21 protein-coding genes are annotated in these 24680 nt (G+C 63.2%); 6 read left to right on the forward strand and 15 right to left on the reverse strand.

Annotated features, from left to right (window positions below):
- Window positions 1–4: 4 nt before the first annotated feature.
- Window positions 5–1321: a sn-glycerol-3-phosphate ABC transporter substrate-binding protein UgpB gene (gene ugpB, locus R2N11_RS08260; protein ID WP_199032439.1), complete on the reverse strand. Its 1317-nt coding sequence runs from the start codon at window positions 1319–1321 to the stop codon at window positions 5–7.
- A gap of 197 nt (window positions 1322–1518) precedes the next feature.
- Here ugpB and R2N11_RS08265 point away from each other — a divergent pair, with 197 nt between their 5' ends.
- Both R2N11_RS08265 and R2N11_RS08270 read left to right on the forward strand, forming a co-directional pair.
- On the forward strand, window positions 1519–2421 hold the full coding sequence (locus R2N11_RS08265) for an HAD-IIB family hydrolase (protein ID WP_316680773.1): 903 nt from the start codon (window positions 1519–1521) through the stop codon (window positions 2419–2421).
- 236 nt (window positions 2422–2657) lie between these two features.
- Window positions 2658–2984 carry a hypothetical protein gene (locus R2N11_RS08270; RefSeq protein ID WP_199032438.1) on the forward strand — a complete coding sequence of 109 codons (327 nt, stop codon included), beginning with the start codon at window positions 2658–2660 and terminating at the stop codon, window positions 2982–2984.
- Between the two features lie 111 nt (window positions 2985–3095).
- On the opposite strand, the gene ntrC is transcribed toward R2N11_RS08270, so the two are convergent.
- The 4 genes from ntrC to R2N11_RS08290 all read right to left on the reverse strand — a co-directional run bounded on the left by ntrC (window position 3096) and on the right by R2N11_RS08290 (window position 7977).
- Window positions 3096–4607, reverse strand: a complete 1512-nt coding sequence (gene ntrC, locus R2N11_RS08275) for a nitrogen regulation protein NR(I) (RefSeq protein WP_316680774.1) — start codon at window positions 4605–4607, stop codon at window positions 3096–3098.
- Window positions 4608–4674: 67 nt separating this feature from the next.
- Window positions 4675–5874 (reverse strand): nitrogen regulation protein NR(II), encoded by a 1200-nt coding sequence (glnL, locus tag R2N11_RS08280; RefSeq protein ID WP_316680775.1) that lies wholly within the window; start codon window positions 5872–5874, stop codon window positions 4675–4677.
- Window positions 5875–5881: 7 nt separating this feature from the next.
- Window positions 5882–6403: a DUF4124 domain-containing protein gene (locus R2N11_RS08285; RefSeq protein ID WP_199032952.1), complete on the reverse strand. Its 522-nt coding sequence runs from the start codon at window positions 6401–6403 to the stop codon at window positions 5882–5884.
- Window positions 6404–6561: 158 nt separating this feature from the next.
- Complete coding sequence (locus R2N11_RS08290) at window positions 6562–7977, reverse strand: 3-hydroxylaminophenol mutase (protein ID WP_199032953.1); 1416 nt, start codon at window positions 7975–7977, stop codon at window positions 6562–6564.
- A gap of 453 nt (window positions 7978–8430) precedes the next feature.
- Between R2N11_RS08290 and R2N11_RS08295 the strand changes: the two genes are divergently transcribed.
- Window positions 8431–8907, forward strand: coding sequence for a rhodanese-like domain-containing protein (locus R2N11_RS08295; protein WP_199032954.1), 477 nt, complete (start codon window positions 8431–8433; stop codon window positions 8905–8907).
- Window positions 8908–8941: 34 nt separating this feature from the next.
- Here the strand turns inward: R2N11_RS08295 and R2N11_RS08300 are convergent, their stop codons facing one another.
- The 6 genes from R2N11_RS08300 to hrpA form a co-directional block, all read right to left on the reverse strand.
- The gene (locus tag R2N11_RS08300; protein ID WP_199032955.1) at window positions 8942–9760 is read right to left on the reverse strand and encodes a competence/damage-inducible protein A; all 819 of its coding nucleotides are present in this window, start codon (window positions 9758–9760) and stop codon (window positions 8942–8944) included.
- A 15-nt stretch (window positions 9761–9775) separates the two neighbouring features.
- Window positions 9776–10633 (reverse strand): EI24 domain-containing protein, encoded by an 858-nt coding sequence (locus R2N11_RS08305; protein ID WP_316680776.1) that lies wholly within the window; start codon window positions 10631–10633, stop codon window positions 9776–9778.
- Window positions 10634–10720: 87 nt separating this feature from the next.
- On the reverse strand, window positions 10721–11695 hold the full coding sequence (locus R2N11_RS08310; RefSeq protein WP_199032998.1) for a sterol desaturase family protein: 975 nt from the start codon (window positions 11693–11695) through the stop codon (window positions 10721–10723).
- Window positions 11696–11706: 11 nt separating this feature from the next.
- Window positions 11707–12528, reverse strand: coding sequence for a polysaccharide deacetylase family protein (locus R2N11_RS08315; protein WP_199032999.1), 822 nt, complete (start codon window positions 12526–12528; stop codon window positions 11707–11709).
- 12 nt (window positions 12529–12540) lie between these two features.
- Window positions 12541–13536 carry a YVTN family beta-propeller repeat protein gene (locus tag R2N11_RS08320; protein WP_199033000.1) on the reverse strand — a complete coding sequence of 332 codons (996 nt, stop codon included), beginning with the start codon at window positions 13534–13536 and terminating at the stop codon, window positions 12541–12543.
- A 116-nt stretch (window positions 13537–13652) separates the two neighbouring features.
- On the reverse strand, window positions 13653–17648 hold the full coding sequence (gene hrpA, locus R2N11_RS08325) for an ATP-dependent RNA helicase HrpA (RefSeq protein ID WP_316680777.1): 3996 nt from the start codon (window positions 17646–17648) through the stop codon (window positions 13653–13655).
- An 80-nt stretch (window positions 17649–17728) separates the two neighbouring features.
- Between hrpA and argA the strand changes: the two genes are divergently transcribed.
- Both argA and R2N11_RS08335 read left to right on the forward strand, forming a co-directional pair.
- Window positions 17729–19126, forward strand: a complete 1398-nt coding sequence (argA, locus tag R2N11_RS08330; RefSeq protein ID WP_199031120.1) for an amino-acid N-acetyltransferase — start codon at window positions 17729–17731, stop codon at window positions 19124–19126.
- A 107-nt stretch (window positions 19127–19233) separates the two neighbouring features.
- Window positions 19234–19506, forward strand: coding sequence for an oxidative damage protection protein (locus R2N11_RS08335; RefSeq protein WP_316680778.1), 273 nt, complete (start codon window positions 19234–19236; stop codon window positions 19504–19506).
- 73 nt (window positions 19507–19579) lie between these two features.
- Here the strand turns inward: R2N11_RS08335 and R2N11_RS08340 are convergent, their stop codons facing one another.
- Window positions 19580–21124 (reverse strand): methyl-accepting chemotaxis protein, encoded by a 1545-nt coding sequence (locus tag R2N11_RS08340; RefSeq protein WP_199031122.1) that lies wholly within the window; start codon window positions 21122–21124, stop codon window positions 19580–19582.
- 222 nt (window positions 21125–21346) lie between these two features.
- Window positions 21347–22033 carry a ribose-5-phosphate isomerase RpiA gene (gene rpiA, locus R2N11_RS08345; protein WP_199031123.1) on the reverse strand — a complete coding sequence of 229 codons (687 nt, stop codon included), beginning with the start codon at window positions 22031–22033 and terminating at the stop codon, window positions 21347–21349.
- Window positions 22034–22183: 150 nt separating this feature from the next.
- Between rpiA and tal the strand changes: the two genes are divergently transcribed.
- On the forward strand, window positions 22184–23143 hold the full coding sequence (tal, locus tag R2N11_RS08350) for a transaldolase (RefSeq protein ID WP_316680779.1): 960 nt from the start codon (window positions 22184–22186) through the stop codon (window positions 23141–23143).
- A 15-nt stretch (window positions 23144–23158) separates the two neighbouring features.
- Here the strand turns inward: tal and R2N11_RS08355 are convergent, their stop codons facing one another.
- Complete coding sequence (locus R2N11_RS08355) at window positions 23159–23908, reverse strand: SIR2 family NAD-dependent protein deacylase (RefSeq protein WP_316680780.1); 750 nt, start codon at window positions 23906–23908, stop codon at window positions 23159–23161.
- Window positions 23905–24660: a 23S rRNA (guanosine(2251)-2'-O)-methyltransferase RlmB gene (gene rlmB, locus R2N11_RS08360; protein WP_199031126.1), complete on the reverse strand. Its 756-nt coding sequence runs from the start codon at window positions 24658–24660 to the stop codon at window positions 23905–23907. The genes R2N11_RS08355 and rlmB overlap by 4 nt, the downstream gene beginning before the upstream one ends.
- Window positions 24661–24680: the final 20 nt, after the last annotated feature.

Raw genomic sequence — 24680 nt, forward strand, 5'->3', positions numbered from 1 at the left:
GCGCTTATTCCTTGACGGTCTTCTCGAAGCGGGCGAGCAGTTCGTTGCCACGGGCAACGGCCGCGTCCAGCGCTTCCTTCGGCGTCTTCTTGCCGGCCCAGACCGATTCCAGTTCTTCGTCAATCACCTGACGGATCTGCGGGAAGTTGCCCAGACGGATGCCGCGCGACTTGTCGGTCGTCTTGACGATCATCTGTTTGACGGCCACGTCGGCGCCCGGGTTCTTATCGTAGAAGCCCGACTTCTTCGTCAGCTCATACGCTTCCATCGTGACGGGCAGGTAGCCGGTCGACTGGTGCCAGTCGGCCTGGATGTCCGGACGCGACAGGAACGTGAAGAACTTGGCGACGCCCTTGTACTCCTCAGCCTTGTGACCACCCATCACCCACAGCGAAGCGCCGCCGATGATGGTGTTTTGCGGCGCGCCTGCTACGCCGGCTTCATACGGCAGCGGTGCCGGACTGAAGTTGAACTTGGCGTTCTTGCGGATGTTCGCCAGCGCCGCCGACGAACCCGTGTGCATGGCGCACTCACCCGCGATGAACTTCGCCTTCGGCTCGTCCTTGCGGCCGGCGTAGGTGAAGTAGCCCTTCTTTTGCATGTCGAGCAGGTTCTCGATGTGCTTGATCTGCACCGGGCCGTTGAAATTCAGGCGCGCCTTCGGACCACCGAAGCCGTTGTTCTCGGTCGCAAACGACACGTTGTGCCAGGCCGAGAAGCTTTCCAGATGCACCCATGACTGCCAGTCGGTGGTGTAGCCGCACGGCACGCCAGCGGCCTTCAGCTTGGCCGCATCGATAGCCACTTCCTGCCACGTTGCGGGCGGCTTGTTCGGGTCAAGGCCAGCCTTCTTGAAGGCGTCCTTGTTGTAATACATGATCGTCGTCGAGCTGTTGAACGGGAACGAGAGCATCTCGCCCTTGTTCGACGTGTAGTAGCCCGCCACGGCCGGCACATAGGCCTTCGGATCGAACCTCTCGCCGGCGTCCTTCATGATCTTGGCCACAGGCACGATGGCGCCCTTGGCGTTCATCATGGTGGCGGTGCCCACTTCGAACACCTGCAGGATGGCCGGTGCGTTACCGGCGCGGAAGGCAGCAATGCCTGCCGCCAGCGATTCGTCGTACTGGCCCTTGTAGACCGGCACGATCTTGTAGTCGGACTGGCTAGCGTTGAACTTGGTGGCGATCTCGTTCACCTTATCGTTCAAGGCGCCTTCCATCGAGTGCCACCATTGGATTTCCGTCACTGCGTATGCGCCTTGCGCAAACGTACACGCGGCCAGCACTGCTGCTGCCCCCGCAATCTTCTTGATCGACATCATTTCTCCTTGTTTCGACCCGGCGGGCTCCCTCGCTCCGCCCACGGCGCGCCGACTGTATAGGCACGGTCGGTCATTTTTGTGACAGCGGGATGTTACGTGTCTTTTTGTCATAAAGAAATTGGGAATTCCCTCCAAGGTTTGGCTTGCAACGGCCGTTAGAATGGATTGAAGCCACCCTTTTTTGCACACGCAGCATGCTCGCCCCCCCGACCTCCTCCACTACGCCGCCTTCAGCAGATTCGCCCGAATCCGCGCCCGTGATTGCCGTTCGACGCGTGCCGCTCGCCCTGCACCAGCTGCCGGATGATGCGCTGCGCAATATCACTGGCGTGTTCACGGACGTGGATGGCACGCTCACCACGCGCGGCAAGCTGCCCGCCCTGGCGTACTCGGCGCTGGAACGGCTGCACCGCGCGGGCATCAAGGTTGTGCCGGTCACTGGCCGCTCGATTGCCTGGTGCGAGGTCATTACGCGGCTGTGGCCAGTCGATGCGGTGATCGGTGAGAACGGCGCATTTGCCATGCGCATCGATTCACGCGGACACCTGACCACCGATTTCGTTGACGACGCGCAGACGCGCGCGCGCAATCTCGAACGCATCCGCGAAATCGGTGCGGAGGTCATGCGTGCGGTACCGGGCTCGGCGCTCGCGACCGACCAGGCCTGGCACGCCGCCGACCTCGCCGTCGATCATGCCGAGCAGGTCCCGCCGTTGCCGCAAAACGCGGTGCAGCACATCGTCGACATCATGCGTACGCACGGCATGCATGCCACGGTCAGCTCAATCCACGTCAACGGCTGGTTTGGCAAGCACGACAAATTGAGCGCCAGTGTGGCACTCGCCCGCCGCGCATTCGGCATCGACCTGCATGACGAGCGCGAGCGCTGGGTGTTCGTGGGCGACTCCGCCAACGATGCGGCCATGTTCGAGTTCTTCCCGCTTTCGGTGGGGGTGGCCAATGTGATGGACGTGATCGACACGCTGCCCATGCCGCCCGCCTACCTGACCGTGGCCGAAGGCGGTGGCGGTTTTGCCGAAGTGGCCGAGCGCATTCTTGGGGCACGCGCGCCCGCGCTTCCCGCCCCGCACGGCTGACAACATTGCCGCCCCGCTCAAGCGGCAGCGGGATGCGGTCAGCCGTTCATCAGCCATTTCTCAGGTTTCTCCCTACTCTCCTCACGTATCGGTGCGCGCACGCGGCACGCTGCTTGCGCCACGTTAGTGCGCCGCACCGATTCGTGTCACGCACACGCCTCATCGTGGTGCGCACGGCGATTGTGTGACATGCGGCGCTCCCTTTCCGTCCGATTTCCATCCGATAGGAGCCTCTCATGCAAACCCAGAAAATACGACAGCGACTCGAGCACGCTGAGCACACCATCGCCCAACTGTCAGAGCTGTGCATGTCACAGCACGGCGTGCCCGACGCGCTCAAGCAATCCGTCGAGCAGTTGGATGAACAGGCACGCCAATGTCACGCCCGGCTGGAGAACACCCAGGATACCCAAGCACTCGTGCAGGCCGTCGACCAACTGGAAGCCGCATCGGACCGCGCCAAGATGGCATGCCAAAGCGCCGGCAAGATCGACCACAGCGTGCACGCCGCCGTCATGCGCACGCACGACGAGCTATCGCGCCTGAAGCACCACCTGCACTAAGCGCAGCACCGCCCGGACAAAAAAAGAGGGCGGACTCCCTCTCGGAAATCCGCCCAATCCCAATCGCCAAGCTCGACGATATTCGGTGGGGCCGGCTGTACTGACACTGCGTCAGTCGAAGCCCAGCTCCTGCAGTTTGCGCGTGATCGTGTTGCGACCGATGCCCAGGCGCGTTGCGGCTTCCACGCGGCGCCCGCGTGTGACCCCAAGCGCAGCTTCGAGGATCGCCTTTTCGAAACGGCGCGTGAGTACGTCCATCACGTCTGGCTGACCCGCTTCCAGCATGGCCTTGGCCTCGCCCGCGAGCGCACGCTCCCAGCCTGCGGAAGCCGATGCACCTGCAGCGGTCGTCGTCGCCAGCGTGTCACTCGACAGCCCAGCACCATATGGCTCACCGCCATACGAAGGTTCTCCGACAAACACCGGCCGCACGGTTCCAGCATCGGCGGCTGCGGGCAACGCCTGCGCGTTACCCCGTACGAGGTCGTAGGGCAGATCCTTGATCTCGATGGTCTGCGCCGGCGCCATCACGGTCAGCCAGTTGCAGAGGTTTTCGAGCTGGCGCACGTTGCCCGGGAACGGCAGCGTGGCAACATGTGCCAGCGCCTCGTCCGACATGCGCTTGGGCTCCACGCCCAGCTCCTTGGCACTCTTCTGCAGGAAGTGGCGTGCCAGCAGCGTGATGTCCTCCGGGCGCTCACGCAGCGCGGGCAGGCGCAGGCGGATGACGTTCAGACGGTGGAACAAGTCCTCGCGGAACAGGCCGTCTTTGACACGCGTTTCCAGGTTCTGGTGCGTGGCCGCAATCACCCGCACGTTGGCCTTGAGCGGGTTGTGTCCACCCACGCGATAGAAATGCCCGTCTGACAACACGCGCAACAGACGCGTCTGCAGATCGAACGGCATATCGCCGATTTCATCGAGGAACAGCGTACCGCCCTCGGCCTGTTCAAAGCGGCCGCGGCGCATGGTCTGCGCGCCGGTGAAGGCGCCGCGCTCATGACCGAACAGTTCCGACTCCAACAGATCTTTCGGAATCGCCGCAGTGTTCAGCGCGATGAATGGGCCGCTCGCACGCGGGCTGTGCTTGTGCAGTGCGCGGGCCACCAGTTCTTTACCCGTACCCGATTCCCCGGTAATCAGCACCGTCACGTTCGACTGCGACAGCCGGCCGATGGCGCGGAACACGTCCTGCATGGCGGGCGCCTGGCCCAGGATCTCGGGCGCATCGCTCAGGCGATCGTCGATCTCCTCTTCACGCAGGCTTTCTTCCAGCGCGCGGCGGATCAACTCGACCGCACGATCCACGTCGAACGGCTTGGCGAGGTATTCGAAGGCGCCGCCCTGGAATGCCGCCACGGCGCTGTCCAGGTCCGAATACGCGGTCATGATGATGACCGGCAGCCCCGGATGCTTTGCCTTGATGGCCTGCAGCAGGTCCAGCCCCGAGCCGCCCGGCATGCGCACATCGGAAATCAGCACCTGCGGCGTTTCCTCATCCAGCGCATTGAGCGCGTCGCGCGCGTTGGTGAAACTGCGCGACAACAGGCTCTCGCGTGCCAGTGCTTTTTCAAGGACCCAGCGGATGGATTGATCGTCGTCGACTATCCAGATTGGCTTCATGTGTTGGTTCGTCTGCTTGACTTCGTCTTTGCCTGGGTCCTCGCGCTCTGCATGCGCCGATAAAGCGTCAGTGCAGCGGCACAAGAATGCGGAAATCGGTCTGCCCCGGCCTGCTCTCACACTCGATCAGGCCATCGTGCTGCTGCACGAAGGTCTGCGCGAGTGTCAGGCCCAGCCCGCTCCCCCCCTCCCGTCCGGACACCAGCGGAAAGAAGATGCGCTCGCGGATGTCTTCCGGAATCCCAGGACCGTTGTCCACTACATGCAAGTCCAATGCCAGCTTGTAAAGACGTTTTGCAATCGTGACTTGTCTTGCAACACGCGTGCGCAACACGATCTCACCGTCGCCTTGTGCAATGCGATGCGCCAACGCATGTGCCGCGTTGTGGACGATGTTGAGCACCGCCTGGATAAGCTGTTCCTTGTCACCACGGAACTCAGGCAGGCTGGCATCGTAGTCGCGCACGATGCGTAACCCCTGCGGAAACTCAGCCAGCACCACAGAGCGCACGCGCTCGAGCACCTCGTGGATGTTCACGTCGCCCACGATGTGAGGATGCCGGTGCGGCTCCAGCAGTCGGTCCACCAGCGTCTGCAGCCGGTCAGACTCCTTGATGATGACCTGGGTGTACTCGCGCAACGAACGCTCTGGCAACTCGAACTCCAGCAACTGTGCGGCGCCGCGAATCCCACCAAGCGGGTTCTTGATCTCATGCGCGAGGTTGCGGATCAGCTCCTTGTTGGCGGCGGTCAGGTCCAGCAAGCGCTCTTCGCGCTCGCTGCGGATCTTCTGCTCGTTGGGCAGCAACTCCAGCAGCACAGAACCCGGTGCAAAGTCGGCAGCACCCACCACCGCATGCGCATGCAATGGCTCGTGACCGGGCCGTTCGAGCGAGACATCGCGCCGCTTGGCATCGAACTGGCGGCCCGCCACGGTGGCGATCATCTCTGCCAGTTCGGATGGATCGACAAACAACTCGTGCAGCGACATCTCCACCAGTTGCCGTCGGGACACGGCCAGCGCGGCTTCGGCGGCGGGGTTTGCGTAGAAGATCGTCAGTGCCGGATGGCGGACGAAGAGGATGGGATTGGGCACCGCATCGAGCCCAGGGTACGACGGCGGTGCGCCATGAGAAAACGGAATGGGCGGCGGCCCATCCATGCTGTCACCGTCGGAAATGACCTGGCGGGCGTTGACTGACGGCGCGGGCGGCGTCGTCTGTTCCTGGTCATCGCGGCGTGCCGCTTTGCGGATCAGTCGACGCATTGCGCTATTACTCCTTGAGGTTGCCCAACTCCCGGCGGATCGAATCGACATTGGCCTGGCTGCGCTCGATGTCGCTCTTCAACTGCGCGGTGCGGTCCAGATACTTCTGATAGTTACGTTCATTGCCCTGACGCTCGGGCTGGCCGTTGTTGTATTCGGCCTTCAACGCCTGGAGCTTGCGCTCCTCGTCTGCCAACTCTGTTTCCAGCACCTGGCGGCGCTCGCCGTCACGCGCCTTTTGCGTAGCGCTGTCCACACGTGGGAAGCCACCACCTGCATTGCTCTGCGCCGGTGCTGGTGCAGCCCCGGCACTGCGCGGGCTGCGCGTACCAGGTACGGTCACCACATCGGGCAGCGTCAGCTTCTTGCAGCCTTTCGTGTTGCCACTGTTGCGGTATTCCGGCACGCCGTTCGGGCCGCTGCACAGATAGACATCATCTGCGTGCGCGGGCACCTGCACGGACAACGCAGCAAACGCTGCCACGGCGGAAAGCAGTCCAGATGCGATGCGTGAAGAATGACGGAACATGAGATGGAACCTGGCGAAACGTCGATCGGGCGCCGAAATCCGGCGGACGATCATTCTAGCCACAAAACCCTGCCCCGCAAAAAGGAAGGGCGACCTACGCCGCCCTTCCCCTCACAACCGTCTCTTCGCCCCGACACCTCGGCCGGGGCGCTCGCGCATTACAGCGAGTAGTACATGTCGAACTCGATCGGGTGCGTGGTCATGCGGAAGCGCGTGACTTCTTCCATCTTCAGCTCGATGTAGGCGTCGATCATCGAGTTGGAGAACACGCCACCGCGGGTCAGGAACTCGCGATCCTTGTCCAGGTGCTCCAGAGCCGAATCCAGGCTTGCGCACACGGTCGGGATCTTTGCATCCTCTTCCGGCGGCAGATCGTACAGATTCTTGTCGGCAGCTTCGCCCGGGTGGATCTTGTTCTGCACGCCGTCCAGACCAGCCATCAGCAGGGCCGAGAAGCCCAGGTACGGGTTCATCAGCGGATCCGGGAAGCGCGTCTCAATCCGACGGCCCTTCGGGTTCGCAACGTACGGAATACGGATCGAAGCCGAGCGGTTACGTGCCGAGTAAGCCAGCTTGACCGGTGCTTCAAAGCCCGGCACCAGACGCTTGTACGAGTTCGTACCCGGGTTGGTGATGGCGTTCAGCGCGCGAGCATGCTTGATGATGCCGCCAATGTAGTACAGCGCGAATTCCGACAGGCCAGCGTAGCCGTTGCCTGCGAACAGGTTCTGGCCGTCCTTCCACACCGACTGGTGAACGTGCATGCCCGAACCGTTGTCGCCCACGACCGGTTTCGGCATGAACGTGGCGGTCTTGCCGTAGGTGTGCGCGACGTTCTGGATCACGTACTTTTGCAGCTGCGTCCAGTCGGCGCGTTGCACCAGCGTGCTGAAGCGCGTGCCGATTTCGTTCTGGCCTTGGCCTGCCACTTCGTGGTGGTGCACTTCAACCGGAATGCCCAGCGATTCCAGGATCAGGCACATTTCCGAGCGCATGTCTTGGAACGTGTCGATCGGGGCAACCGGGAAGTAGCCGCCCTTCTTGCCCGGACGGTGGCCCGAGTTGCCGTGTTCGAATTCCTTGCCCGACGACCACGGGGCTTCTTCGGATTGGATCTTCACGAAGCAGCCTTGCATGTCGACGTTCCAGGTCACGCCGTCGAAGATGAAGAATTCGGGTTCCGGACCGAAGTAGGCGGTGTCGCCCAGGCCGGTGCTCTTCAGGTAGGCTTCAGCGCGCTTGGCGATCGAGCGCGGATCGCGGTCGTAGCCCTTGCCATCCGACGGCTCGACCACGTCGCAGGTCAGCACCAGCGTCGGCTCTTCGTAAAACGGGTCGACGTGAGCGGTGTTTGCATCCGGCACCAGCAGCATGTCCGACGCTTCGATGCCCTTCCAGCCGGCGATCGACGAACCGTCGAATGCATGGCCGCTTTCGAACTTGTCTTCGTCGAAATGCGACACGGGAACCGAGACGTGCTGCTCCTTACCCTTGGTATCGGTGAAGCGGAAATCGACGAACTTGACGTCGTTTTCCTTCACGAGCTTCATCACGTCTGCAATGCTTTGGGACATGCCATTCTCCTGGTAGCGCAATAACGCAAAGTATTGTGAGCCGGTTGTGTGACAGATCGCTTCGATCGCCCTCACCCCCGAAACATCTTCTTCTCGCCAGGGACGTCCGGCACCGCCAAAACGCCCTGGAAAAGACCGCGGGAATCTTAGCAGAAAGCATGCCAGTGTCGACCCGATGACGGGCATGTGCTCCCGCAAATAGTGCAGCGCCGCGCCAGCCCATGCCTGACACGGTGCGACAGCATCAAGAAGCCGGTGCAGATACCTTGGGTGGAATCGGCCTCACGGGAACCCTGCTGTTCAGTCAGGGTAGTCAACGCACAGCCGTGGTGCACACAAATCGACGTAGCACCACTTGAGTGCATCGTAATGGCGACCGCACCGTTTCAGTGAATTTCACCTGCATCATGTGATGGCAACGCTAAAATAGTGCTTTACCTTCTGCCGATTGCCATGACTGCCACCACACTCACCCGCGAGTCCCTGCTGGAAGCGGCCACTGCCCGCCGCGAGGCCGACCAGCTCCCGTACTTCGGTGCCCTGTCTCCGCAAGAAGCCGCCGCCCTGCTCGCCGCCGATCCGCAAGCCCATCTGGTAGACGTGCGCACGCGTGCTGAACTGGACTGGGTCGGCACGCCAGACATTGCGCCTGACCAGTTCACGCATGTGGAATGGAACCAGTATCCGGGCGGCGTGCGCAACCCGAACTTCCTCAGCGCGCTGGAAGCAGCCGTGCCGAAGGACGTGCCCGTGCTGTTCCTGTGCCGAAGCGCAGCGCGCTCCAAGCACGCCGCTGTGGCGGCTGCACAGGCCGGCTATACGTTGGCGATGGATGTGCTGGAGGGTTTTGAAGGCGCCAAGGACAGCGAAGGCCACCGCAAAACGGTGGAAGGCTGGTGCTTCCGCGGTTTGCCGTGGCACGGCGCGTAACGACACAGTACGCCGCCCACAGCACGCAAGGCCATCAGGGCGCCGTTGCGGCGTTCGGCTCAATGATCTCCCCACCCAACGCCAGCGCGCCTTCTCGCAGCACCACATAGGCACGCGCAACCGCTTCGGGCGGGCCCTTCACCCCCAGATCGATGTGCGAGCGGGCATAGCGCTCACCGCGCGCCGCATCGCCCACGCTGGGCAGGCTGAACACCTTCACGCCATCGAACTCGGCTTCGATGCGCTCCATCAGCGGCGTCAGCCGTGACTCCGGCAAGCCAAACACCAGGAACGAGCGCTCCTCGCGCGGGGCGCGGTGGAATTGATCGGCGTAATAGGTGTCGAGTACCCACTCCATCATCGGCCACGCCATCACCGGGAAACCCGGCATGAAGTGGTGATGCGCCACCGAGAACCCAGGGATGCGGTTGTAGCTGTTCGGGATGATGCGCGCCCCTTCCGGGAACTCGCCCATCTTGAAACGGTGCTGGTTCTCAGGCGTGGAGAGATCAGCCTTGATCGGGTCGCCTGCAGCCGTGTCGGCGATGCGTTGGGCGATCAGTTCGCGAGCTTCCGGATGCAGCACCAGCGGCACACCCAGTGCGGCGGCGGCGCATTGGCGCGTATGGTCATCCGGCGTGGCACCAATACCGCCGGTGCAGAACACCACGTCATCGCTAGCGAGCGTGCGCTTGAGCACGCTGGTGATGCGCGCCGGCTGGTCACCGACGTACTCGGCCCATTCCAGCGCCAAGCCGCGCTCGCCCAGTACTTCGATCAACTTGCGCAGATGCTTGTCTTCGCGGCGGCCGGAGAGGATCTCGTCGCCGATGATGATCATGCCGAAAGCCATGTCAGTCCTTGTTACTTACTCGCGGGGCAGTTCGATGGAGGTGACGTCAATGACGCTTGCTTCGACCATGCGCGCGGGCGGTGCCTCGGCGCGCAGGCGCGTGAGCGCACGCAGGCAGAAATGGCCGAACCACAGCGCCGAGAAAATGAAGATCAGCACATACAACCAGATGACGGCGATGGCGATGATCGGGAACAGCACGATCGTCACCACCGACGACACCCACAACAGCGTCGGCGCCGAGCCCAGCATGCCGACCGCAATGCCGATGCCCAGCAGCGGCAACCGGTAGCGCAGCATGATCGCTCGGCGTTCTTCAGGCGTGGCGTGGTCGGCCAGCGCGTCGTAGGTCATCAGGCGGTAGGTCAGCCAGCCCCACAGCAGCGGCGGAATCAGCGCGAAGAACGGCGGGATCAGCCACAACGGCAGCGTGACGATCGCCACCAGAATGAACACCAGTGTGCACAGCAGAGCATGCATCACGCTGCCCGCCACCGAACCGCCCTTGCGGCGCTCGAGTTGCGGGTAGCTGCGATCCAGGAAACGCATGACCGGCGGCACCGCTGTCACGCTCACAAACACGAGGATCGACACGACGATCACCGGCACCAGCAACGTGATGACCAGCAGCGGCGCGATGGCCGACCACAAACCCGACATGCCGATGGCACCTAAGCCGCTCTTGATCCAGCCCATGAACGTCCAGCTTTCCACGGCATCCCGCGCCATGCCGTTCATCGCATCCCAGCCGAAGTACAGGACGGCGCCCCACACCACCAGGGCAACAACAAACGGCAGCACGGTCAGGAACAACATGCGCGGATGCAGTTGCGAAAGCAGCGCGCGGCCAAACGAGCGAATCAGGTCGTTCATGCGGGAGTCGGAAAATCAGGGAGCGGACAGCCTAGCACAGCGGGCCGACATGCTGCCGGCGCCGTCTCAGACCATGCTGAATGTCCCTCAGGCGCGGCCGATCAGACGCTTGAAGCCCAGCCATTGCTGGCGCAGTACACCGCGCCCGTAGTCGCGCGAGTGGCCTTGCGGCGCGGGCAGTTGATCGCGGATGCCGGTGGCGTGATAGTCCGGCGAGAAGATCGCGGTGCCGAACAGCATGTCCCACCATGGGAACAGCACGCCGAAGTTGCAGCCACCCAGCACGCCCGGCTTGCCCGGTACCTCGTGCCCGAGGCCGATGGCGTGGTGCAGCCGGTGGAAGCGCGGCGAGATCAGCAACCGCTCACCCAGCCAGCCGAAGTGCAACCGCACATTGGCGTGCTGCAGGCTTTGCAGCAACTGCGAGACGGCAACCAGCAGCACGTACTGCGAGGGTTCCACCCCAATGACCAGCGCCGCAACGGCAAACACTGCACCGCGCAGCACATCGTCGAGGATGTGGTTGCGGTCATCCGACCAGATTGTCATTTGCTGCTGGCTGTGGTGCAGCGCATGCAGGCTCCACCACCAGTGGAACTTGTGCGACAGGCGGTGGTACCAGTAGTCGAGCAGGTCGAACAGCACCAGATAGATCAGAAAGCTGACGATGGCGACCGATGTGACGCCCGGCCACCAGTCCTCCACGTTCAGGTGCGCCCAGCCCCAGAAACGCAGCTTGCCATCCAGGTCATCGATGAGCGGTTGCAGGGTGAAGAACATCAGCAGCGGGAAGAAGCCGAGCCGATGAAACAGCGTATAGAAAATGTCCGCGCGCACGGCCTTGCGATCGTGCATCGGCTCCACCGGGCGCCAGCGCTCCAGCGGGCGCAATACCAGCAGCAGTACGGCGATCTGCACCAGCCCCATCAACAGCCATTCAGTGCCGGGGTACGCATCTTCAACATAGCCACCCAGGCCAATCGCATAGGTGAGCGGCATCACGATGTGCTGAAACAACACATCCTGGGCTTGCGTGAAGGTGTCGGAAATCCAGTCAAACATGGCGAAGCAAATCAGCGGGCCGCTGGGTGAGCGGCAAACCAGGCCTTGTACTGCGGATGATCGCGCAGCGTGGCAAAGCAGAAACCCTTGCGCTCCAGGCCGGCAATCAGCGGCTCCAGGTCGGCGGGTGCCCACGGGTCCTTGCGCGACCAGATGCCCAGGTGCGCCATCGCGATGTCGCCATCGCGCAGGTTGGTCAACGCCTTGTCGAGCAGCATGGCATTCGGATAGCGCTCGGACGGCAACTCATCGCCGAGAAAACCGGCAGGCGCCCAAGCCACATGGGCAAAGCCGCACTGCTTGGCCCAGCCTTCGGTGGTGGCCGACAGATGCCCGCCCGGCGCCCGCCACAGCGGGTCCATCGGCTGGCCGGTCATGGCCTTGAAGCGTTCAGCGCTGCGCTTCAGCTCTGCACAGAATTCGGGCTCATCCCAGACGACGTTGCGACCGCCTTGCTCACCAAACTGCGGGCGGAAGCGGACTTTGCCGCCGCCAGCCTCACCCTTGTAGTAGACGTGATCGAAGGTGTGCGTGCCGAAAGCGTGACCATCGGCAGCCAGCGATTTCCAGTACGGTGCCCAGCTGTCGTCCAGCGTGCTGTCGCCGTGGATCGTCTTTTCGTTGGCGAGGAAAAATGTGGCGTGGATGCGGTGACGGCGCAGCGTATCGGCAATCAACTGGGCCTGGCTCATGCTGCCCGTGTCAAACGTCAGGTAGACGGTGCCCTTGCAGGCGCCGGCATTCACGCCACTGGGCGCCGCCGCAGCCAGCGCACACAGCCCCAGGGCCGCTGTAGCGGCCACCGTGCGAAACATCGACAGGCCCGTTTTCATGGTCGCCACGCGTTAGATGAGCGGAGCGCGCGTGCGGAAGTAGATGCCGTGCGGCGAGCGCCCGACCTTGATCTCTTCCACCACCTTGCGGCTCGCTACATCGACGATCGCCACACGCTTGGCCCAGCGGCAGGTCACCCAGAGCTGCTTGCCGTCGGCGGTCAATTCCATGTCATCCGGGCCAGGCGGCAGGCCAGTGATGTCGCCCACCTTGGTGAGCGTCTGTTGGTCGATGATGCTGATCGTGCCGGACACGCGGTTCGACAGGAACAGGTGACGCTTGTCACCCAGCGCACGGAAGTTGTGAGCGCCCTTGCCAGTCTGGATGCGCTTGACGCTGGTGCGGTTACGCCAGTCGATCACCTCAACGTAATCGGCGCCGGTCATACCCACCAGCAGGTATTTCTGATCTGTCGTGACCCACACACCGGCGGGGGCGGAGCCGATGGTCATGCGCCACATGACGGTCTGCGTAGGCAGATCGATGGCCATCACCTCGTTGGAGTCCTGCAACGTAATGAAGGCAATCTTGCTATCTGCCGTAAAGGCGATGTGGCTGGGCGTCTTGGCCGCCGGAATTTGCTTGGCGATAGTGAGCGCGTGGCCATCCCAGCGGTAGATATCAACGCGGTCCAGCCGGTTGCCCGTGGTCAGGAACCACTTCTGGTCAGGCGAGAAGCCGATCTGGTATGGGTCATCAATGCGCGGCACACGCTGCTGAATCTTGCCGGTGACGGGGTCCAGGAACACCAGATCGTTGCCGACCGCATTGGCAACAATCAGCGATTTTTCGTCAGGCGTAGCAATCAGGTGGTGCGGCTCCTTGCCAATCGGGAAGGTCTCCAGCACCTTGCGGGTGTCCTTGTCGATCAGTGAGACGCTGGCGTCGCCCGAGTTGAGCACAGTGACGACTTCTGCACGCGCCGCATGCGCTGCCATCAGGGCAGCGGCCGACAGAACGAGCGTGGAAAACCAACGGAAGGCAAACGAGGCGCGCAAGGCAGACATAGCGAGAAGATTCAGCAACTTAGCCAGCCATTTTAACGCCCGCTGTTATGGCGTCGCTGACACAAATCAAAAAAAGAAAGTGGGAACTTTCCCGGCGCCCAGCAAAGTACGGCGGGCTACCGTTGCATTGATTCCCATACTTTCTGCAGCCGTTTGACCGACATCGGTACCGGTGTACGCAACTCCTGCGCAAACAAGGCGATGCGCAACTCCTCCAGCATCCAGCGGAACTCCTCCATACGGGGGTCGTTGCCGCCCTGCCCCTGTACGCGCAATGCCTTTTCCGCACGCTGGTATTGCTGGATCAGCGGTGCCATCTCCTGCATGCGCTGCGTGTCGCGCATCGGGTCCGCCTTGAGCTTGTCGATGCGCAGAGCGATGCCCTTCAGGTAACGCGGGAAGTGCGTCAACTGCGCATAGGGCGTCGCCTCGATGAAGCGCTTGTGCATCAGCGTTTTCAGTTGCGCGTCGATGTCCGCAGTGGCGGCGGCAAACGGCTTGGCAATCTGCAGCTTGCGCGGCAGTTGCGCGTATTCGGTCAGAATGGCGCCGACCAAGCGGGCGATCTCCTGCGCCAACAGCGTCAGGCGGGCACGGCTTTCGTCCTTGCGGGCACCAAAGCTGGCGTCGTCGGTGGGCAGGGGGTCCTGCAGGCAGGCGCGCTCCAGCGTGGCATCCAGGATCTGGTCACGCAATTCATCCTGCGTGCCAAGGTTCATGAACTGGATTGCCATCTGCGACAAGCCCGGGATGTTTTTTTCCAGATACTTCAACGGCTCGCGCAACTGGATCGCAAACAACCGGCGAAGGCCCAGGCGATGGATGCGTGCCGCCTCTGCGGGATCATCAAAGACCTCCACATCGCAGTGGTCGCCAGCATCCACGAGTGCCGGATAGCCAAACAGTGTCTGGTTACCCTTGCGGACTTCAAGCAACTCCGGCAACGCGCCGAAGTTCCACGTGGTCAGGCCGGAATACAGCGCAGCATTCGCCGGCGCTTCTGATTTGCCTGCCTTACCGGGCCTGGCGTTCTCCGCCTGCGCGCCCGCCACGGCCGCATCCTGGGCGGCGATCGACTGGAACGTCTGCTGCGCCCGTCCGCCCAGCTCTGCGCGCAACTGGGCCAGATTGCGGCCCATGTCGAGCTGGCGACCGTGCTCGTCGATCACCTTGAAGTTCATGAAGTGATGCGCGGGCAGCGTTTCGAGCTTGAAGTCGGCGCGCTTGAGCGCGATGCCGGTCTCCTCACGCACGTCGGCGATCAGGCGGTCGAGCAGGTCGCCGTCGCCCAGCTTCACGCGGGAAACAAAACCGGCGGCGTAATCCGGCAGCGGCACGCAATGGCGACGCAGCTTCTGCGGCAGGCTCTTGAGCAGCAGATGCACCTTCTCCTTGAGCATGCCGGGCACCAGCCATTCGGCGCGCTGCGCGGGCACCTGATTGAGCGCGTACAGCGGCACCGTCAGCGTCACACCATCGCGCGGGCTGCCGGGCTCGAAGTGGTAGGTCACACCCATGTCGATACCGGCAATCGGCAGCGTCTTGGGGAACAGGTCAGTCGTGATGCCTGCCGCCTCGTGCCGCATCAGGTCATCGCGATTCAGGTACAGCAGCTTCTGGCCGCTTTTTCCACTTGCGTTGGCAGCGTCCGCATACCAGCGCTCAAACGCGACGGTGTTATGGATGTCGGCGGGAATCTGGCTGTCGTAGAACGCGTAGATCAGCTCGTCGTCCACCAGCACGTCTTGCCGACGAGACTTGTGTTCAAGGTTCTCGATCTCCCGCACCAGGCGCTGGTTGTGCGTGAAGAACGGCAGGCGTGTTTCGAACTCGCCGTCGACCAGCGCACGGCGAATGAACATCTCGCGCGCCTCCTTCGGCTGCATCGGCCCGAAATGCACGCGACGCTGCTGGTAGACCGGCAGGCCATATAGCGTGCCGCGCTCGAAGGCCATCACCTGGCCAGCCTTCTTTTCCCAATGCGGGTCGCTCCACGACACCTTCAGCAGGTGCGCGCCGACCTTCTCCACCCATTCCGGCTCGATACGCGCGAGCGTGCGGCCGAACAGGCGGCTGGTCTCGATCAGTTCGCCGCCCACGACCCACTTGCCAGCCTTGCGCGCGATGACCGAGCCCGGCCACAGGAAGAACTTGATGCCGCGCGCCCCGAGGTATTCGCGGCCCTTGCCGTCGGCCTCTTCAATGCGCACGCCGATATTGCCGAGCAACCCCGTCAGCAGTGCCAGATGCAGTTGCTCGTAGGTCGGATCGGATTCGTTGAGCTTCCAGCCCTGCTCCGCCACCGTCGTGTGCAACTGGGAGTGCACATCGCGCCATTCGCGCAGCCGCACGTGCGAGAGGAAGTGCGATCGGCACTGGTCCTGCAACTGCTTGTTCGACTTCTTGTGCGCGACGGCCTCTTCAAACCACTTCCACAGCTTCACCCAGCCGAGAAACTCTGACTTTTCGTCAGCAAATAACCGGTGCGCCTGATCAGCCTGCTGCTGTAGTTCCTGTGGACGCTCACGCGGGTCTTGTACCGACAAGGCACTCGCAATGATGAGCATCTCGCGCAGGCACTGGTGGTCACGCCCCGCCAGGATCATCCGTGCCACGCGCGGGTCCAGCGGCAGCCGCGCCACCTGCTTGCCCAGAGGGGTCAGCGCGTTCTCGTCGTCGACGGCACCCAGTTCCTGCAAGAGCTGGTAGCCATCGGCAATCGCACGGCCCAGCGGCGGCTCGATGAACGGGAATTGTTCGACGTCGGTCAGCCGCAGCGCCTTCATGCGCAGAATCACTGCCGCCAGGGAGGAGCGCAGGATTTCCGGATCGGTAAAACGCGGCCGCGCGATGAAATCCGACTCTTCGTACAGGCGAATACAAACACCATCGGCCACCCGGCCGCAACGGCCCGCGCGCTGGTTGGCGGCAGCCTGCGACACCGGCTCGATCTGTAACTGCTCGACCTTGTTGCGATACGAATAGCGCTTGACGCGTGCCAGCCCCGTATCGACCACGTAGCGGATACCCGGCACCGTGAGCGAGGTCTCAGCCACGTTGGTTGCCAGCACAATGCGCCGCGCGTTGGACGGGCGGAACACACGTTCCTGCTCCTGCACCGACAGGCGCGCAAACAACGGCAGGATTTCGGTATGCGCCGGATGGTGCTTGCGCAGCGCCTCGGCCGCCTCGCGGATCTCGCGCTCGCCCGGCAGGAAGATCAGCACATCGCCGGAGCCTTCGCGGGCGAGTTCGTCTACCGCATCGACAAGCGCTTCATAGAGATCGCGTTCCTTGTCCTTCTCGTCGCGCTGGACGGGGCGGTAGCGCACCTCCACCGGATACAGCCGACCGCTGACTTCAATGACTGGCGCCGGACCCTTGGGACCGGCAAAGTGCTCGGCAAACCGCTGCGCATCGATGGTCGCCGAGGTGATGATCACCTTCAGGTCCGGCCGGCGCGGCAGGAGTTGCTTGAGATAGCCGATCAGGAAGTCGATGTTGAGGCTGCGTTCGTGCGCCTCATCAATGATGATCGTGTCGTAGGCGCGTAGCAGCGGATCGTTCTGCGTCTCGGCCAGCAAGATGCCGTCGGTCATCAGCTTGACCGACGCACCGGCCGACAGCGTGTCGTTGAAGCGCACCTGGAAACCCACGTGCTCGCCCACGGGCGTGCCAATCTCTTGCGCGATGCGCTTGGCCGTGGACGTGGCGGCAATCCGGCGGGGCTGCGTATGGCCGATCAGGCCGGTGCCGCCCGCGCCGATACCCCGCCCGATCGACAGGCAGATCTTCGGCAACTGCGTGGTCTTGCCCGAGCCGGTCTCGCCGGAGACGATCACCACCTGGTTGGCGGCGATAGCCTCGGCGATCTCGTCGCGACGGGCCGAGACGGGCAGCGCCTCGGGAAACGTGATCGGCGGGACGCGGTTGGCACGTGCGCGGCGGGCCTCCAGCGCGGCCGCGAGCTCTTCCGGCGTAGGCTTCGGACGGCGCTGAGGACGACCATTGCCACCCGGCTTGCGCTCAGGCTGCGGGGCGTCTTTCGGCGATCGTTGGGAGGGTGCCGCCGGGTGTCGTGACCGGGGCGGCTGGGCATGGGAATCTGACATCGGGCGGGATTATAATCCGCGCATCTTTCCTGCACTGGCCGCCATCGGCCAATGCCCTGCGCCACACTCCCCATCCGCCCGTGACCGCTCGCTCCTCCACTCCCGCCTCCGGCGTCTCGCTGGTGGCGCACACGCCCGCCCCCGTCGACGTCTCCCCGATCCCGCCCACGCCCGAACAGCAGCAGTTCGTGGACTGGCTGCGCGAGGTGGCGCCCTACATTCATTCCTTTCGCGACAAGACCTTCGTCATCGGCTTTGGCGGTGAACTGGTCAAGGCCGACATGCTCGGGGCGCTCGTCAACGACGTCGCCCTGCTGCACGCCATGGGCATGCGCATCGTGCTGGTGCACGGCTCGCGCCCGCAGGTGGAAGAGCAACTCGCACTGCGCAACGTGCAGACCCAGTTCGTGGATGGTGTGCGCGTGACCGACAGCGCCGCGCTGGAATCCGCCAAGGAAGCCTCGGGCGAACTGCGCCTGGACATCGAAGCCGCCTTCAGCCAAGGCTTGCCCAATACGCCGATGGCCGGTGCACGGATGTCGGTGGTGTCGGGCAACTTCGTGACGGCGCGGCCGGTTGGCATCGTCAACGGCGTGGATTTCCAGCACACGGGGCTGGTGCGCAAGATCGATGCAGAGTCGATCCAGCACTCGCTGGCCAACCGCAAGATCGTGCTGCTCTCGCCGCTGGGCTTTTCGCCCACGGGGCAGGCGTTCAACCTGTCGATGGAAGATGTGGCGGCCAATACGGCCACGGCGCTCAAGGCCGACAAACTCATCTTCATCACCGAGTTGCCGGGCATCATGGACCGCGTCGGCAAGCTACAGCAGGACCTGTCGATGGAAACGGCCATCGAGCGCCTGCGCGACGGCAGCCTGTCGCACGACACGGCGTACTATCTGCAGCACATCGTCAAGGCGATGCGCGGCGGTGTGCGTCGGGCGCACGTGATCCCGTTCGCGCTGGACGGCAGCATCCTGCTGGAGCTGTTCCTGCACGACGGCGTAGGCACCATGGTGTCGCACACCGACCTGGAATACCTGCGCGAGGCCACGCTGGATGACGTGGGCGGCATCGTCTCACTGATCGAACCGCTGGAAGCCGACGGTACGCTGGTGCCGCGCGAGCGCCGGCTGCTGGAGCGTGACATCGCCAACTTTTCGGTCATCGAACACGACGGGATCATCTTTGGTTGCGTGGCACTGTATCCGTACCCGAAGGACGGCATGGCCGAAATGGCCTGCCTGATCGTCTCCCCTGACAGCCAGGGCACCGGCGACGGCGAACGCCTGCTCAAGCACACAGAAGTTCGCGCGCGCGCACTGGGCCTCAAGCGCCTGTTCGTGCTCACCACGCGCACGGAACACTGGTTCCTCAAGCGCGGCTTCGTGCGCGCGACGGTGGATGATCTGCCGGAAGACCGCCGCAAGCTCTACAACTGGCAGCGCCGCTCGATGGTGCTGATGAAGAAGCTGTAAATCCTTGGCGCGCGTCGTGGAATCCGAGCCTGGCGGCGCACGGCCTTTACAATAGCGGCACCTGCGCTGCGCGAGAGCGGCGCTCCCGCCACACAAGAGGAATCCCCATGGCCCGCATGGTCCACTGCATCAAACTCGACAAGGAAGCCGAAGGCCTCGACTTCCCACCGCTGCCCGGCGAACTGGGCAAGAAGATCTGGCAAAGTGTCTCAAAGGAAGCCTGGGCCGGCTGGCTCAAGCACCAGACCATGCTGATCAACGAAAACCGCCTGAACATGGCGGATTCGCGCGCGCGCCAGTACCTGCTCAAGCAGACTGAAAAGTACTTCTTTGGCGAAGGCGCCGACCAGGCATCGGGCTACGTGCCGCCGTCGGCCTGATCTGCCAGGATCAACGAAAAAGCCGTTCAGTTTGCGCTGAACGGCTTTTTTGCTTTTGGCATCTACCGGGCACTTACGCCGGTGCGGTGGTGCCCTCCAGCTTGAAGATGGCCACGGCACGGCGCAGAGCATCGGCCTGGTCAGCCATGGCCTGCGCGGCTGCCGACGCCTCCTCCACCAGTGCAGCGTTTTGCTGGGTCACTTCCTCGATCTGGCCCACAGCGATGTTCACCTGCTCGATACCGGTGCTCTGCTCCGCCGAGGCCGAAGAAATCTCCGTCACGATTTGCGTCACGCGGTGCACCGAGGCGACGATGTCGTCGATGATGCTGCCCGCTTCGCGCACCAGCTTCGCCCCCGCCTCCACGCGCTCCGTTGACTGGCCAATCAGCCCCTTGATCTCCTTGGCCGCTGACGCACTGCGTTGTGCCAGCGTACGCACTTCACCCGCCACCACGGCAAAGCCGCGGCCTTGCTCACCGGCGCGTGCAGCCTCCACCGCCGCATTCAGCGCCAGGATGTTGGTCTGGAACGCAATGCTATCGATCACGCCGATGATCTCGCCGACCTTGCTGGAGCTCTCGGAGATGCCCTGCATGGTCTGCACCACATCGCTCATCACCTGACCGCCGCGCGCAGCCGTGTCCGACGCGTGACCGGCCAGCGTGGAGGCCTGCACGGCGCTTTCTGAATTGCGGCGCACGGTGCTGGTCAGCTCACCCATGTTGGCGGCGGTCTCTTCCAGCGACGCCGCCTGCTCTTCCGTGCGCGACGACAGGTTCAGGTTGCCCGAGGCGATCTGCGCACTGGCGGAAGCCACGCCCTCGGCGTTGCGACGCACTTCGCTCACCACATTGGCGAGACTGCGCTGCATGTCCTTGAGCGCGCTGAGCAACTGACCGATTTCGTCCGTGCCGTGCGCCTCAAACGGCTGTGCCAGATCACCGTGCGAAACGGCGCTGGCAACATCCACCGCGCGCGACAACGGCCGCGTGATCGAGCGGCTGAACAGGAATGCGCCGCCCAGTCCCAATCCAAACGCTGCCAACATCAGCACCACGCTGACCACCAGCGCGGTATGCGCAGCCTCGGCGGTCTTGGCTGACACAGCCTTGCTTTCTGCCGCGATCTCCCTGGCGGCTTCATCCAGCAAACGCGCCGGTTCGCGGTCCACGCCGGCTACGACCTTGTCGCCCACCGTTGGATCAAACGACGCCGCCACGAACATGTCATGGCCCTTGCGATAGCCCTTGCCCATCTCCGCATGAGCGGCGGCAAACTGAGTGATCAAGTCACGGCTCTTGCCAGCCGGCAACGACGCTTGAAGCGCCTTCGCCTGATCGGCCACAGCCTGTTCACCGTTGAGGAAGGCACCCCAGTATTTGTCCAGCTTGTTCGGGTCTTCACCGCGCAGCAGGGTGTCTTTCCATTCCTGCACCTGGGTCTTGAAGGTGACGAGCATGTTCGTCACTGCGCGTTCGTCAGCCACGCGCGCCTGCACCGTGGTGTTGTATTCGACGATCGAGTGGTTGAGCGAGGCAATGCCGTAGATCGCCCCGGCAAACATGAGCAGCAACGCGGCTGCAAATGCCAGAGGAAGTTTGATCGCGAGTTTCATGGGTGTTCCGGTAAGACGACATCTTGATCGGCAGCAGACCTGCCACGACGCTCGTCTTATCGGCCACTTAACGCGTCACTTAACCCTGTTTTCAACGACGTAACAATCTAAATCGTGCACGTGCGAAGCACTTTTCACGATTGCCGATCCAAAGTGGAGAAAGCGGCATAAAAAAAAGCTGCTCACTTGCATGAGCAGCTTTTTCTTGGTGCAGAAATCCGATCAAAAATCGCGACGCTGCACACCGGCTTCCGTGCCCAGCAGCAGCACATTTGCACCGCGCTTGGCAAACAGGCCAACCGTCACCACACCCGGAATATCGTTGACCACCGATTCCAGGCCCTTCGGATCAGCAATGCGCAGGCCCGACACGTCCAGGATCACATTGCCGTTGTCGGTCTTGTAGATCTGGCCTTCCTTGGTCATGCGCAGGCGCGGCTGCCCTCCCAGCGCAGCGAGTTGGCGCGCCACGGCGGCACGTGCCATCGGCACCACTTCCACCGGCAGCGGGAACACGCCCATCGTCTCGACCAGCTTGCTGCCATCGGCAATGCAGACGAACGTGCCGGCCACCGATGCGACGATCTTCTCGCGCGTGAGCGCACCGCCGCCGCCCTTGATCATGGCGCCCGAGGCGTCGATCTCGTCGGCGCCATCCACATACACGGGAATTGCGTCGACCTCGTTTAGATCGAGCACAGTGAAACCATGACCTTGCAGGCGGCGCGTCGAGGCTTCCGAACTCGACACCGCGCCGGCAAAGCGTGCCTTGTGCGGTGCCATCGCGTCGATGAACAGGTTGGCGGTCGAGCCGGTGCCGACACCCAGCACGGCGCCCTCGGGCACATTGGCCAATACGTAGTCTGCGGCGGCCTGCGCCACCAGCGCCTTCAGTTCATCTTGCGTCATCGCAAAAACTCGGTCGGGATCGGAAAACCCGGTAGTGTACCGGATCAACGTAACGGCCCTCCTCCGGCTGGCGGCGCCAAACGTGCGGAGTACAATCGATTCATCCTTCACCTACCAGCGCAACGCTGGGCTGCATCTCGGACTCGCTTTATGACTCAGCTCGATCAACTCAAGCAGTTCACCACCGTCGTCGCCGACACGGGCGATTTCCAGTCCATGCGCGCCTATGCGCCGCACGACGCGACCACCAACCCATCACTGATTCTGAAGGCCGTGCAGAAGGCCGAATACCGCCCGCTGCTTGAGCAAGCCGTGCGCGATGCGCGCAGCGACAGCACGGAAGACATCATCGACGCGGTGCTGGTGACGTTCGGCTGCGAGATCCTGTCGATCATCCCGGGCCGCGTGTCGACGGAAGTCGATGCACGTCTATCGTTCGACACGGAAGCGACGGTCGCCAAGGCCAAGCATCTGATCTCGCTGTACGAGGCGCGTGGCGTGGCGCGCGAGCGTGTGCTGATCAAGATTGCTTCAACGTGGGAAGGCATTCGTGCAGCGGACGAACTCCGCGCAGAAGGCATTCGTTGCAACATGACGCTGCTGTTCTCGCTGGCCCAGGCCGTGGCGTGCGCGGAAGCGGGCGTGCAGCTCATCTCGCCCTTCGTCGGCCGCATCTACGATTGGTACAAGAAAGATGCCGGCGCCAACTGGGACCCGGTCGCCCAAGGCGGCGCAAACGACCCTGGCGTGCAGTCTGTCCTGCGCATCTACAACTACTACAAGAAGTTCGACTACCCGACCGAGGTGATGGGCGCGAGCTTCCGTAACATCTCGCAGATCGTCGAGCTGGCCGGCTGCGACCTGCTGACGATCAGCCCGGACCTGCTCGCCCAACTGCAGCAGTCCGATGCGCCGGTCGAACGCAAGCTGTCGCCGGACACCGCCAACGCAGCCAACATCGTGCGCCTGCCCGCTGATGAAAAATCGTTCCGCTGGCAGATGAACGCCGACGCCATGGCGACAGAAAAGCTGGCCGAAGGCATCCGCCTGTTTGCAGCGGATGCGATCAAGTTGGAAGCGTTGATTGAGCCGCTGCGCGCGGCAGCGTAGGAAAGCTTTTAGTCGTTACCCCAGCATGGCGGGCAAGCACACGCCCGCCGGCTGGTGGATCACCAGATCCGCCGTCGCATCCAGTGCGCTCGGTTCCGGATTCACGACGATCACGCGGGCGCCATGGTCTTTCGCCAGACCCGGCAATCCGGCCGCCGGATACACCATGCCCGACGTACCCACCACCAGGCACACATCGCACGTATTGGCCGCTTCTTCAGCGCGGTAGTTCGCCACCAGCGGAAGCTGTTCGCCAAACCACACCACACCCGGACGCAGCATCGCGCCGCATGTCGCGCAGCGGGGTGGTCTGCCCGGCTCGGCGGTTGCCACATCGCATTTACCGCAACCGCCCAACCATTTGTCGACGAACAGGTTGCCGTGCAGCTCGATCACGCCTTCGCTGCCGGCACGTTGATGCAGGCCATCGACGTTCTGCGTGACCAGCGTCACCGTCTTACGCTTGGCCAGCGCGGCAATGGCAACGTGCGCCGGATTCGGCTGGGCCTGCAGTACACGCTCACGGCGTTCCTGGTACCAATCCCACACCATGCGCGGATGCTTGCGATACGCCGCTTCGGTCGCCATGTCTTCCGGGTTGAAGCGCGACCAGAGGCCGGTCAGCGCATCGCGAAAGGTCGGCACGCCGGATTCAGCCGAAACGCCCGCGCCTGTGAGCACCATGATGCGCTCGGCGGCGTTGATCCAGGCGTGCGCCTGGGCAAGTGCAGCCGCGCCGGATGCGGCCGTCGGTTCGGTGCTCATCCCTTCTTGGTGGGCGCGGTGGCGCGCTGGCGCACAGCCTCGAACAGGCACACGCCGCTGGCCACGGACACATTCAGGCTTTCCACACTGCCCGCCATCGGAATGCTGACCAACGCGTCACAGGTCTCACGCGTCAGGCGGCGCATGCCCTCGCCTTCGGCGCCCATCACGATGGCGATGGGGCCCTTGAAGTCAGCTTGGTAGAGATCCTGCTCGGCTTCATCCGCCGTGCCGATCACCCACACGCCGCGCTCCTGCAGCTCGCGCAGCGTGCGCGCCAGGTTGGTCACGGTGATGTACGGGACGGTCTCGGCGGCGCCGCTGGCCACCTTAGCAACCGTGGTGTTGATGCCGACGCTGCGATCCTTGGGAGCGATCACCGCGTGCGCACCGGCTGCATCGGCTACGCGCAGGCAGGCGCCCAGATTATGCGGATCGGTCACGCCGTCGAGCACCAGCAACAGCGGCGTGCCCTCAATGCTGTCGAGCAGCTCATCCAGGTTGAGTGCCAGCGAAAGCGATTCCGCCTTGGCAACCACACCCTGGTGACGGTCAGTGCCGGCAATGCCGCGCAAGCGGTCATTGTCGGCCGGAATCAGGCGCACGCCCGCTGCTTCCGCCGCTTTCAGGAAATCCTGCATGCGACGGTCGCGGCGGTTGGCCTCGAAATAGATTTCGTCGATCGACTTCGCGTCGTGGCGGAGCCGGGCGGTAACGGCATGGAAGCCGATGAGGAGCTTGGATTTAGACATGGCGCGATTGTACCCGTCTG

This window comes from Ralstonia flaminis, assembly GCF_958415495.1.
In the GTDB taxonomy this organism is placed as follows: domain Bacteria; phylum Pseudomonadota; class Gammaproteobacteria; order Burkholderiales; family Burkholderiaceae; genus Ralstonia; species Ralstonia flaminis.

Excerpts from the sequence above, each read along its gene's own strand:
- R2N11_RS08320 (WP_199033000.1), bottom strand. The coding sequence starts at position 13,536 with ATGTCTGCCTTGCGCGCCTCGTTTGCCTTCCGTTGGTTTTCCACGCTC.
- R2N11_RS08285 (WP_199032952.1), bottom strand. The coding sequence starts at position 6,403 with ATGTTCCGTCATTCTTCACGCATCGCATCTGGACTGCTTTCCGCCGTG.
- glnL (WP_316680775.1), bottom strand. The coding sequence starts at position 5,874 with ATGCGTCGACTGATCCGCAAAGCGGCACGCCGCGATGACCAGGAACAG.
- R2N11_RS08290 (WP_199032953.1), bottom strand. The coding sequence starts at position 7,977 with ATGTCCCAAAGCATTGCAGACGTGATGAAGCTCGTGAAGGAAAACGAC.
- ugpB (WP_199032439.1), bottom strand. The coding sequence starts at position 1,321 with ATGTCGATCAAGAAGATTGCGGGGGCAGCAGCAGTGCTGGCCGCGTGT.
- R2N11_RS08335 (WP_316680778.1), top strand. The coding sequence starts at position 19,234 with ATGGCCCGCATGGTCCACTGCATCAAACTCGACAAGGAAGCCGAAGGC.
- R2N11_RS08295 (WP_199032954.1), top strand. The coding sequence starts at position 8,431 with ATGACTGCCACCACACTCACCCGCGAGTCCCTGCTGGAAGCGGCCACT.
- R2N11_RS08305 (WP_316680776.1), bottom strand. The coding sequence starts at position 10,633 with ATGAACGACCTGATTCGCTCGTTTGGCCGCGCGCTGCTTTCGCAACTG.
- ntrC (WP_316680774.1), bottom strand. The coding sequence starts at position 4,607 with ATGAAGCCAATCTGGATAGTCGACGACGATCAATCCATCCGCTGGGTC.
- tal (WP_316680779.1), top strand. The coding sequence starts at position 22,184 with ATGACTCAGCTCGATCAACTCAAGCAGTTCACCACCGTCGTCGCCGAC.
- hrpA (WP_316680777.1), bottom strand. The coding sequence starts at position 17,648 with ATGTCAGATTCCCATGCCCAGCCGCCCCGGTCACGACACCCGGCGGCA.
- R2N11_RS08270 (WP_199032438.1), top strand. The coding sequence starts at position 2,658 with ATGCAAACCCAGAAAATACGACAGCGACTCGAGCACGCTGAGCACACC.
- R2N11_RS08300 (WP_199032955.1), bottom strand. The coding sequence starts at position 9,760 with ATGGCTTTCGGCATGATCATCATCGGCGACGAGATCCTCTCCGGCCGC.
- rpiA (WP_199031123.1), bottom strand. The coding sequence starts at position 22,033 with ATGACGCAAGATGAACTGAAGGCGCTGGTGGCGCAGGCCGCCGCAGAC.
- rlmB (WP_199031126.1), bottom strand. The coding sequence starts at position 24,660 with ATGTCTAAATCCAAGCTCCTCATCGGCTTCCATGCCGTTACCGCCCGG.
- R2N11_RS08265 (WP_316680773.1), top strand. The coding sequence starts at position 1,519 with ATGCTCGCCCCCCCGACCTCCTCCACTACGCCGCCTTCAGCAGATTCG.
- R2N11_RS08310 (WP_199032998.1), bottom strand. The coding sequence starts at position 11,695 with ATGTTTGACTGGATTTCCGACACCTTCACGCAAGCCCAGGATGTGTTG.
- R2N11_RS08340 (WP_199031122.1), bottom strand. The coding sequence starts at position 21,124 with ATGAAACTCGCGATCAAACTTCCTCTGGCATTTGCAGCCGCGTTGCTG.
- R2N11_RS08355 (WP_316680780.1), bottom strand. The coding sequence starts at position 23,908 with ATGAGCACCGAACCGACGGCCGCATCCGGCGCGGCTGCACTTGCCCAG.
- R2N11_RS08315 (WP_199032999.1), bottom strand. The coding sequence starts at position 12,528 with ATGAAAACGGGCCTGTCGATGTTTCGCACGGTGGCCGCTACAGCGGCC.